We start from the raw sequence: 8374 nt of genomic DNA on the forward strand, positions 1-8374 counted from the left end.
CGCACAGTCCGGACCAGTTCCCTGGCCAGCCTGTGCGGGTTTGCCGACAACCCCCGAGGGCCTGTCACTCTTCCGATTCGTTTTCTCCGGCCGGGTTCTGCTGAGGAACGCGAACGTTCCTGGCCGGCACAACAGTTGAGATGGCATGCTTGTACACCATCTGGCTGACCGTGTTCTTCAGCAGGATCACGAACTGGTCAAACGACTCCACCTGGCCCTGCAGCTTGATACCATTTACCAGGAAGATGGATACCGGGATACGCTCCTTGCGCAGCTGGTTGAGGTAAGGGTCTTGTAGAGAGTGCCCTTTTGACATGTTATTTCTCCTGTTTTTTTCGGATAATGCAGATCGTCATTGTTTAGTAGCCGCAAATTGCACCAGCATTAATCAATACCAGCCCAGCGACCAATCGAGACCGGATCCCTCCAGTGGAGTTCCCGGTGAACCTCCGGAACAGCCTTGCCTGGATCCTCAGCGTCCCGAATTCAATGTGGAGTGAGATTCAAGTTTTTTCAAGGCAATGGCGGTATTTTGCCCGGTACCGGTTTCGAGCCAGGTCACATTCCGCCATTTTCGTAGCCATGTGAGCTGCCGCTTGGCCAACTGGCGGGTGGCGGCAATGCCCCTGTCGACCATATCGGCATAGTCCCCTTCACCCGCCAGCCAGGACCAGGCCTGACGATAGCCTACGCAACGCATGGAAGGCAGGTCGGGAGACAGATCGCCCCGGGCCATCAGGCCTCTCACTTCATCCACAAAGCCCTGTTCCAGCATGGCCAGGAAGCGGACACGTATGCGCTCATGGAGCTGGTGACGCTGCGCTGGCGACAGTGCGAACTGGACCACAGTATACGGTAGCTGATGGTCGGCGTCTGCCTGCCATTTGGTCGTATACGGGTAATCCTCAATATTTTCCGCGTCCTGCCAGAAGGAGGAAATCGGGCGACCGCTGATCTCGAACACTTCCAGGGCCCGCAGCAGGCGCTGGCGATTGTTGGTATGGATCAGCCCGGCGGCCACCGGGTCCACCGAGCCCAGACGCCGGTGCAGCTCGCCCCACCCCTGGTCTGCAGCTTCAGCTTCCAGCCGGCGGCGCACGGTCGGGTCCGCCGGGGGCAAATCACCCATCCCCTGGAGCAGCGCCTTGTAGTACATCATGGTACCGCCCACCAGCAGTGGAATCCGGCCGGCGGCAGTGATCTCCGCCATCTCCCGCAGGGCATCACGGCGGAAATCCGCTGCTGAATAGGCCTCCGAAGGATCGCAGATATCGATCAGCCGATGCGGTGCCCGGGCCAGCTCCTCTGCCGAGGGCTTGGCGGTGCCAATGTCCATGCCCCGGTATATCATCGCCGAGTCCACGCTGATGATATCGCAGGGCAGGTGCTGGCAAAGCTCAATGGCCAGATCGGTCTTGCCGGAGGCCGTCGGCCCCATGACGAAGATTGCCAGGGGCGGACGCCCCTCTGCCCCACTCATCAGCGCCCCCGCAGGAACAGCTTGTCCAGTTCCGGCAGGGTTACCAGGGTCCAGGTGGGACGACCATGGTTGCACTGGCCGCTGCGCTCGGTGGCTTCCATATCCCGCAACAGGGCGTTCATCTCCGGGATGGTCAACTGGCGATTGGCACGGACGGAACCATGGCAGGCCATGGTGCCGAGCAGTTCATGGGTCTGGGCCTCGACCCGGTCGCTGCTGCCATTGGCGATCAGGTCCGCCAGTACGTCCCGCAGCAACTGCTCGGCGTCCGCGCCCCGCAGCAGGGCCGGCAATTGCCGCACCGCCAGGGTTTCCGGCCCGATCCGCTCCACCACCAGCCCCAGGGTGGCCAGTTCTTCGGCGTGATCCTCCGCCAGCCCGGCCTCCTTCTGACTCACCGCCACCGATACCGGCACCAGCAACGGTTGGCTGGTCAGGTCCTGGGCATCCAGGGCCCGCTTCATGCGTTCGTAGGTAATGCGCTCGTGGGCGGCGTGCATGTCCACGATAATCATGCCCTGGCAACTCTGGGCCAGGATGTAGATGCCATGGAGCTGGGCAATGGCATACCCCAGGGGAGGTTCGCCATTCTCACCCTCCACTGCCACGGATGCCCCCATGGCCGGCGTGGGCCGGGTCTCGGGGTAGGCACGCGGTTCCGCCGTCGCCACGGGCCCTTGCTGCGGGGCGGGACCGCCACCTTCACTGAGGGAGCGGTAGAAGGCCATCTGATCCTGGGCTGCCCAGGGCGACTGCTGACCGTGGCCACTGCCCTGGTAATTGCCACTGCCACCAACGGGCACCCCGCCACCGGCCATGTCTCCCGCCGGCTGGGCACCGGGCATGGCCGCCGGCTCGGGCATAGGCGCACCGCCGTCCCGGCCCAGCGACTGGGCCACGGCACCCCGGAAATGGTCGTCCGGGCGCACATCCGCCAGCGCCCGGTGCAGGGTGCGGAAGATAAAGTCGTGCACCAGCCGACCATCCCGGAAGCGGACTTCATGCTTGGTGGGGTGGACGTTGACGTCGACATTGGCCGGGTCCAGTTCCAGGTAGAGCACGAACGCCGGATGCCGGTTGTTGTAGAGCACGTCCCGATAGGCCTGACGGACCGCGTGGGCCACCAGTCGGTCGCGGATCACCCGGCCGTTGACGAAGAAATACTGCAGGTCCGCCTGGCTGCGGGAGAAGGTGGGCAGCGCCACCCAACCCCGCAGGCGAAGGCCGGTGGCCTCGGTGTCGATAACCACCGCATTGTCGATGAACTTCTGTCCGCACAGGGCACCAATGCGGCGCTCATGGTCCAGCTCCGTTTCCGCCGGCCGCAGGCTGTGCACCACCTTCTGGTTATGGCGCAGGGTGAAGCCGGTATCAAACCGGCCCAGTGCCTGACGGCGCAACACTTCCTCCACATGGCCGAATTCGGTTTTCTCGGTGCGCAGGAACTTGCGCCGGGCCGGGGTATTGAAGAACAGGTCGCGCACTTCCACGGTGGTGCCCACCGGATGGGCAGCGGGAGACACCCTGGCGTCCATGTCCCGACCTTCCACTTCCACCCGGCTGGCGGCCTCCTGCTCCTGGGTACGGGAGGTCAGGGTCAGACGGGAAACCGAGCTGATACTGGCCAGGGCCTCACCCCGGAAACCCAGCGATCCCACTGCCTCCAGGTCGTCCAGTGTGGCGATCTTGCTGGTGGCGTGACGGCTCAGGGCCAGGGGCAGCTCCGCTTCAGGGATACCCACCCCGTCGTCCCGCACCCGGATCAGGCGTGCACCGCCCTGCTCCACTTCGACATCCACACGCCGGGCACCGGCATCCAGGGCATTCTCCACCAGTTCCTTGAGGACCGAGGCTGGCCGTTCAACCACCTCCCCGGCGGCAATCTGGTTCGCCAGTCGGGGGGACAGCAGCTTGATGGAAGGCATGGAGGTATCTGTCTCCAGAGGTCAATGAATGATTGCCCCGGATGATAACAGATTCGATATGATGAAAGCTGCCGGCCATTGGTTTCGGACACCAATGGCCGGCGCGGTCTTCAGGAGCTGGGAATCTGCAGGGTCTGGCCGACCATGACCACGTCGTCCGTGAGCCCGTTCACCCGTTTCAGGGCTTCCACGGTGACTTGGTTGCGGCGGGCCACGGCGGACAGGGTATCACCACGCTGGACCCGGTATTCGGTCACTGCGCCGCCACCTTCCTGACGATTCTGCCAGGCCAGGAGCGTGCCGGGAGGCGGCACATTGTTGAAGTAGGCATTGATGCCCTCGAATACCGCCTGGGCGATCTTCTCCTGGTGGGCGGAACTGGTCAGGTTCCGCTCCTCGCGGGGATTGGAGATAAAACCGGCCTCCACCAGGATTGAGGGAATATCCGGTGATTTCAGCACCACGAACGCCGCCTGTTCAACGCCGGGCTTGTGCAGCCGGGTGACCCCGCCAAGCTCTTCCAGGATATAGCCGCCCACGCCCACGCTGGCATTGATGCTGGCGGTCATGGACAGGTCCAGCAGCACGCCGGCCAGGACATCGTCCTTGTCGCCAAGGGTAACACCACCCTCACCGCCAATCAGGTCGGACCGGTTCTCGCTGCGGGCCAGCCAGCGCGCGGTCTCACTGGTGGCACCGCGCTGGGACAGGGCGAACACCGAGGCCCCATTGGGTTGCGGGCTGCGGAAGGCATCGGCATGAACCGACACGAACAGGTCCGCCTTGTGCTTGCGGGCCAGCAGGATACGGCGGCGCAGGTCAATGTAATAGTCGCCGGTGCGGGTGAGGCGTGCCTCATATCCCGGCTTGCTGTCAATCAGCGCCTCCAGCCGGCGGGCCATAGCCAGCACCACGTCCTTCTCGCGGGTGCCGGACGGCCCGATGGCGCCCGGGTCCTCGCCCCCATGCCCGGCATCGATCACCACGATGATGTCCCGCTTGCTGTCACTCTGGTCGCGGACAATCGGCTTGGTCAGGCTGTCCAGGGACTCCCGGTCTTCCTGAATCAGGTCCACCACCAGGCGGTGACCATACTGCTGGTTGGGCTCCAGCAGAAAACTGCGGGGTTTGATGTCCTTTTCCAGATCCAACACCACCCTCAGGTCATTGCCGTTTCTGGGCGCGCTGCGAATCCGCCTGACCGGGCTGTCGCTGAGGTCCAGTTGGTCCAGATCCGCATCCAGGCTGGTGTCCTCCATGTCGATCACCAGTCGCGACGGATTCTCCAGCGAGAAGATCGTGTGCCTGACCTGTGAACGGGTATCGAATACCAGCCGCGTATGGTCCGGCGCCGGCCAGATCCGGGCACCCTCCACCTCGGTGGCACTGACGGCTACCGGGCTCAATAGCAGGGCAGCCACCACCAGCAGCCGTAGAAAGTCCCTGATCAGGAGTCTGCGCGGTAGAAATCGCGCCAAGCGAGAGCGTCCCACTTTGAGGCCATTTTGACGGTCATTTGAGGCGCATAGTGGTTCTATGCAACGAAAATGAGCGCTCAAAAGGGACCAAAGTGGGGCGGTCGCAGCGGCGGGACTTTCTGCCGCGCAGACTCCTAGTCCTGTTGTTATCATTTTCGGGCCCTCAATCCTGCTCCATTCACTCTTCTTCCGGTCTCGACTCATTACCCGTCGAGATACGCTCCATTTCCTGCAGTCGATCCAGCAATGCCTGACCGGTGTCGGTACCGGAAACCATGCGCAGGAACCGCCCCTCGCCATCCGGCACCAGGGTCAGGTCCAGGTCCGGCTCCGGCAGTATACCGGCGCCCCGCTCCGGCCACTCCACCAGGCAGACATTGCCGGGTGCCAGGTAATCACGAATGCCCATGAACTCCAGTTCTTCCGGGTCGCCCAGCCGGTAGAGATCAAAATGCCAGGTGGCCGGCTCAAGCTGTTCATAGGGCTCCACCAGCGTATAGGTCGGACTCTTCACCGCTCCCTGATGTCCCAGCCCCTGGATAAAGCCCCGGCTGAAGGTGGTCTTGCCAGCACCCAGGGTGCCATGGAGGAATATAACAAGCCCCTGCCCGGAAGACACCGATTTCACCGCATTTGCGAGATTTTTACCGTTTTTAACAGTCGCCGCCTCATCCGCCAGCCACACTTCCCACTCAGACATGGCTTGCTCCCTTTCGCCCCGACTCCGCCGCCATCAGCACGGTCGCCATCGCCTCCAGCACATCCTGTGGCAACAGGGAACGATACCCCCGTTGCCGGGAGGCCACGTTGGCGGCCGCCAGGTGCAGGGCGGCGGCATTCACCACCGCATCGGTCAGATCCGAGTCACCGCCCCTTACCGCCTGAGCCATGAAACCACCGGCAATACCGGACAGGATGTCACCCATCCCCCCGGTCGCCATGCCAGGATTGGCACCGCCGATCACCACGGGCAAACGCTCCGGCGCCGCCACCAGCGTGCCAGCTCCCTTCAGCAGCGCGATACCCCCGAAATTCTGCTGAAGCCTCTCCACCGCTACGAGACGGTCCGACTCGATATCCGCCACCGAACACGCAAGCAGCCTGGCCGCCTCGCCCGGATGCGGTGTAATCACCTGATAATCACTACTGACCGCCACCCGGGTCGACAACAGGTTGAGCGCATCTGCATCCAGCAATCGCGGTTTGCCGGATGCCAGCACCTGCTGCAGCATCTGCTGCCCCCAGGCCGCCTGGCCGATGCCCGGGCCGCAGACGACCACATCAGCCTTCTCCAGCAGCGGCTCCAGGTCATTGCCATGAATGACACCCCGCACCATCAACGACGGACACCGCGCCAGGGCCGGCGATACATGCTCCGGCCGCGTGGCCAGACTCACCAGCCCCGCCCCGCTGCGGGCAGCCGCCTCCGCCGCCAGCAGACCGGCGCCCCCAAAGCCCCGGTCACCGGCAATCACCAGCACGTGACCGAAATCCCCCTTGTGGGCCGCCATGGACGGCACCGGCAACAGCCCTTTGCGGGACTCCCAGGTAGACAGCGTGGCAACCGGCACTGCCGGGCAACCCTCAATGTCCTGCTCTGCCCCCAGGGCGTCGTAGGCCACCTCACCGGCGAAATGGGGCCCCTTCCCGGTGAGCAGGCCAATCTTGCGGCCAATAAACGTGGCGGTCACATCCGCCCGGACCGCATCACCCTCAGCCATCCCCAGGCTGGCATCCAGCCCGGAAGGCACATCCACCGCCAGCACCGGACTGGCACCCTGGTTAATCCAGGCAATCACCTCGTCCACCGGCGCCCTGGGCTGACCCCGGGCACCGGTTCCCAGCATGGCATCCACCACCACGGTATCGCCCCCGAAGAGCGTCGCCCTTGCACGCTCATCCAGATCGGACCACGGTGCCATGGACACCCCGGCCTCGCCGGCATCCTGCCAGGCCCGCCGGGCATCGCCGGACAGCTTTTGCGGATCGGCAACGGTAATACAGGTCACCTCCAGGCCATGGCGCAGGGCATTCAACGCCACCAGGTAACCATCACCGCCGTTGTTGCCGGCGCCGCAAAGCACCACAATACGGGTTGCGGACGGCCAGTGACGCAGCACCTGCCGAAAGGCGGCGCGGGCCGCCTTCTGCATCAATCCATAGCCTTCCACACCGCGTTCATCGATCAGGAAACGGTCCAGTGACCGCACCCCATCCGCAGTGAAGAGGGATTCTGTTAAGCTGTTTGCTGTCAGCATAGGTGCCGAACCAATACCCGTTCAAGAATTCAGTTTAACTGTCCAGGCCAGATACCTGTTAAGCATAGCAAAATTCACGTACAGGCCATACTTTGATCAATAGTACCCGCAATCCATGACGTCTGCACTTAAAGATTTTCCATCCAGGATACGCCAGTGGGCGCAGGAACTGGGCTTCAGCGACGTGGGCATCACCCGGCCGGAGACCGGTGTCCACGCGGAGCGCCTGAAGAACTGGCTGGATGCCGGCATGCACGGCGAAATGACCTGGATGGCGGACCATGGCGACAAACGCTATACCCCGACCTCACTGGTACCGGGCACCCACCGCATTATCTCCGTACGCATGGATTACCGCACGGCACCGGACAACCCCGCAGAGGTCCTGCAGGACCCGGAAAAGGCCTACGTCACCCGCTATGCCCTGGGCCGTGACTACCACAAGCTGATCCGCAAGCGCCTGACGAGACTCGCCAAAGCCATCGACGACGAACTCGAAGGCTACGACTACCGGGCCTTCACCGACAGCGCCCCGGTACTGGAAAAAGGCCTGGCCCAGCGCGCCGGCCTCGGCTGGATCGGCAAGAACACCCTGGTGCTGAACCCGTCCGCCGGCTCGTACTTCTTCCTGGGGGAAATCTTCACCAACGCCCCCCTGCCGGTCACCGAGCCCTTCGAAAAAAACCACTGCGGCACCTGCAGCGCCTGCCTGGACACCTGCCCCACCAACGCCTTCGTGGGCCCTTACGTGCTGGACGCCCGCCGCTGCATCAGCTACCTGACCATCGAACTCAAGGGCTCGATCCCGGAAGAACTGCGCCCGCTGATGGGCAACCGCGTCTTCGGCTGCGACGACTGCCAACTGGCCTGCCCCTGGAACCGCTTCAGCAAGCCCACCCAGGAAGACGACTTCAGCCCCCGCAACAACCTGGACAACACCACCCTGGCGGAACTGTTCCTGTGGACGGAAGAGGAATTCCTGAAACGTACGGAAGGATCGGCCATACGTCGTACTGGCTATGAAGGCTGGTTGAGGAACATCGCGGTCGGTCTGGGTAATGCCCCGTCAACCATCCCGGTCATTGAAGCACTGAAGGCGCGGGTGGACTACCCGTCGGAGTTGGTGCGGGAGCATGTTGAGTGGGCACTGAAACGACATGGACTGCAAACCTAAAGACGGGTGATAGAACCCAGGCCTGCGAGGGTGCTTGGGAGGCTAGTCCCGGTCGCTTT

Annotated in this window: 7 protein-coding genes; 1 reads left to right on the forward strand and 6 read right to left on the reverse strand. The window is 63.3% G+C overall.

The features are described from left to right. Positions 1-64: 64 nt before the first annotated feature. The 6 genes from hfq to ACJO3T_RS10605 form a co-directional block, all read right to left on the reverse strand. A complete protein-coding gene (hfq, locus tag ACJO3T_RS10580; RefSeq protein ID WP_406964111.1) occupies positions 65-316 on the reverse strand; it encodes an RNA chaperone Hfq in 252 nt (83 codons plus the stop codon). A 156-nt stretch (positions 317-472) separates the two neighbouring features. Beyond that, positions 473-1480, reverse strand: coding sequence for a tRNA (adenosine(37)-N6)-dimethylallyltransferase MiaA (gene miaA / locus ACJO3T_RS10585; protein ID WP_406978453.1), 1008 nt, complete (start codon positions 1478-1480; stop codon positions 473-475). After that, positions 1480-3405, reverse strand: a complete 1926-nt coding sequence (mutL, locus tag ACJO3T_RS10590; RefSeq protein ID WP_406964109.1) for a DNA mismatch repair endonuclease MutL — start codon at positions 3403-3405, stop codon at positions 1480-1482. The genes miaA and mutL overlap by 1 nt, the downstream gene beginning before the upstream one ends. A 110-nt stretch (positions 3406-3515) precedes the next feature. Then, positions 3516-4856, reverse strand: a complete 1341-nt coding sequence (locus tag ACJO3T_RS10595; RefSeq protein ID WP_406964141.1) for an N-acetylmuramoyl-L-alanine amidase — start codon at positions 4854-4856, stop codon at positions 3516-3518. 205 nt (positions 4857-5061) lie between these two features. Continuing rightward, the gene (gene tsaE, locus ACJO3T_RS10600; RefSeq protein ID WP_406964108.1) at positions 5062-5583 is read right to left on the reverse strand and encodes a tRNA (adenosine(37)-N6)-threonylcarbamoyltransferase complex ATPase subunit type 1 TsaE; all 522 of its coding nucleotides are present in this window, start codon (positions 5581-5583) and stop codon (positions 5062-5064) included. Further along, positions 5576-7141 (reverse strand): NAD(P)H-hydrate dehydratase, encoded by a 1566-nt coding sequence (locus ACJO3T_RS10605; protein WP_406978454.1) that lies wholly within the window; start codon positions 7139-7141, stop codon positions 5576-5578. Before ACJO3T_RS10605 ends, tsaE begins: the two co-directional genes overlap by 8 nt. A 115-nt stretch (positions 7142-7256) precedes the next feature. Between ACJO3T_RS10605 and queG the strand changes: the two genes are divergently transcribed. After that, positions 7257-8315 (forward strand): tRNA epoxyqueuosine(34) reductase QueG, encoded by a 1059-nt coding sequence (gene queG / locus ACJO3T_RS10610; protein ID WP_406964106.1) that lies wholly within the window; start codon positions 7257-7259, stop codon positions 8313-8315. Positions 8316-8374 lie beyond the last annotated feature (59 nt).

Source organism: Marinobacter shunpengi (genome assembly GCF_045449715.1).
GTDB lineage: Bacteria > Pseudomonadota > Gammaproteobacteria > Pseudomonadales > Oleiphilaceae > Marinobacter.

What these genes read in the sequence shown, in the direction of transcription:
- hfq (WP_406964111.1), bottom strand. Translation starts at nt 316, where the DNA reads ATGTCAAAAGGGCACTCTCTACAAGACCCTTACCTCAACCAGCTGCGC.
- mutL (WP_406964109.1), bottom strand. Translation starts at nt 3,405, where the DNA reads ATGCCTTCCATCAAGCTGCTGTCCCCCCGACTGGCGAACCAGATTGCC.
- miaA (WP_406978453.1), bottom strand. Translation starts at nt 1,480, where the DNA reads ATGAGTGGGGCAGAGGGGCGTCCGCCCCTGGCAATCTTCGTCATGGGG.
- ACJO3T_RS10605 (WP_406978454.1), bottom strand. Translation starts at nt 7,141, where the DNA reads ATGCTGACAGCAAACAGCTTAACAGAATCCCTCTTCACTGCGGATGGG.
- queG (WP_406964106.1), top strand. Translation starts at nt 7,257, where the DNA reads ATGACGTCTGCACTTAAAGATTTTCCATCCAGGATACGCCAGTGGGCG.
- tsaE (WP_406964108.1), bottom strand. Translation starts at nt 5,583, where the DNA reads ATGTCTGAGTGGGAAGTGTGGCTGGCGGATGAGGCGGCGACTGTTAAA.